Genomic DNA, 1,647 nt, shown 5'->3' with positions numbered 1-1,647 from the left:
CCATGGAGAATGTTTTCCCACTACTCCAAATAATGAATTTCCCCCAGCTAACTTAACTAATTCTGGTATCCAATTTCCTGCTGCCATTAGCGGATTGCTCCACTCAATACAAGCTACTTTCGGAATATCATTAACTGGTAAATTTTGAGTTTTTTCCGAACAAGCTTTAACCCTATATTTTAACTGAGAAATTACTTCATTTCCATCCACTCCTAAACTCATTGCTACTTGTTCCATATCTGCCCAAACTTCTGCCAATAAATTAGGCTGTAATGAAATAATTTGAGGATGACTTTTAGTTAAATTTGCTACTACAGCTTCTACTTCTGCCAAACTAGCAGCACAAACATCACATTGAGCTTGAGTAATAATATGAGTAGGTTCTAATTTTTCTAGGGTTTCTGTTTCTACACGGTAGACACTCAAAGCTGATTGTAATAACTCCGTAGCTCGATTATGAATTTCACGACTACTTCCCTCAGGATTAAATTTAGGCTGAGTACAAACAGGCAAATTTTTAACTTCTGAAGGATAATCACATTCGTGACTTCTACCCACCATAGCATCCGTTAATCCCAATGTAGCAACAATTTCTGTAGCACTAGGAATTAGAGAAACAATTTTTAGTTGACGATCTATCATTTTTCTTCTTGAGTATATAGCGATCGCTTTTCTTTACTTAATAAAAAATTAAGCTTTATTATAATTGATTAGTATTTTGAGATAATAGTACCTAGAACAAACCTAAACTATTTAGCGTAGATGCCCATAAGAGATGCCAAGCAAATACGAGAAGATTATACTAATGGTAATAGAAACTTTATTGCTATAAAGCTGCCGGAAGTTGACCTTAGTGGTATTAATCTGAGTGGTGCTGATTTTAGTAATTCTGATTTTAGTGATGCTGACTTGACGAATGCTAACCTTAGTGGAGTCAATCTTAGTAATGCTAATTTGAGTGGTACAAATTTAGTAGGGGCAAATTTAAGTGAAGCTAACTTAACAAGTGCTAAATTATCTGAAGCTAATCTGAGTAATGCTAACTTAAGTTGTGCTAATCTATCAAAAATTGATGCAAATCGTGCTTTTTTGTTTTGCGCTAACCTTTCTCAAGCGAATTTAGATGGTGCTTTTCTTTTTAGTGCTAGTCTCAGCTATGCTTGTCTGATTCATGCAAATATGAAATATGTAAGTTTGATTGGTGCTAATTTAGTAGGGGCAGATTTGAGTAAAGCTGATTTAACTGGTTCATATTTAATTGTTACAGACTTGAGTAGTGCAAATCTGACTAAGGCTAATTTCAGTCAAGTCGATCTCAACAGTTCTAATTTGTCTGCTTCTAATTTGACTAAAGCTAATTTTAATGGTGCTGATTTAAGTTGGGTAAATTTACTTGATACTAATTTGAGTGAGGCTAATTTAAGTCGTGCTAAGTTAGCTGATGCGATTTTACCTGATGCTTTCAATGTTAACTACTCTGGGTCATTCAACAATCTTAAATCGAGTGTAGTTAATAAAACTTGAAGAAGGAGACAGGAGACAGCTATACTGGAGACAGGAGGAAAATTACATGGGGATTCGCTCCCCCAAGTAATGCGTGAACACCCCCGTTGACGGTGGGGTATTAAACCCACAAAGAAAATGATA

2 protein-coding genes are annotated in these 1,647 nt (G+C 35.3%); one reads left to right on the top strand and one right to left on the bottom strand.

The window, feature by feature from the left end:
- Nucleotides 1–642, bottom strand: a 642-nt coding sequence (locus tag F6K13_RS32135) for an ABC transporter substrate-binding protein (protein ID WP_287289750.1), incomplete at its 3' end; no start/stop codon positions are given.
- 120 nt (nt 643–762) lie between these two features.
- Here F6K13_RS32135 and F6K13_RS32130 point away from each other — a divergent pair.
- Entirely contained in the window at nt 763–1,524 is a 762-nt protein-coding gene (locus F6K13_RS32130; protein WP_124155851.1) for a pentapeptide repeat-containing protein, read from the top strand.
- Nucleotides 1,525–1,647 lie beyond the last annotated feature (123 nt).

It is taken from the genome of Okeania sp. SIO2B9, assembly GCF_010672505.1.
GTDB lineage: Bacteria > Cyanobacteriota > Cyanobacteriia > Cyanobacteriales > Microcoleaceae > Okeania > Okeania hirsuta.
Note: the sequence above shows the minus strand (reverse complement) of the source record. Positions and strands in the feature narration are given on the sequence as shown.

Excerpts from the sequence above, each read along its gene's own strand:
- F6K13_RS32130 (WP_124155851.1), top strand. The coding sequence starts at position 763 with ATGCCCATAAGAGATGCCAAGCAAATACGAGAAGATTATACTAATGGT.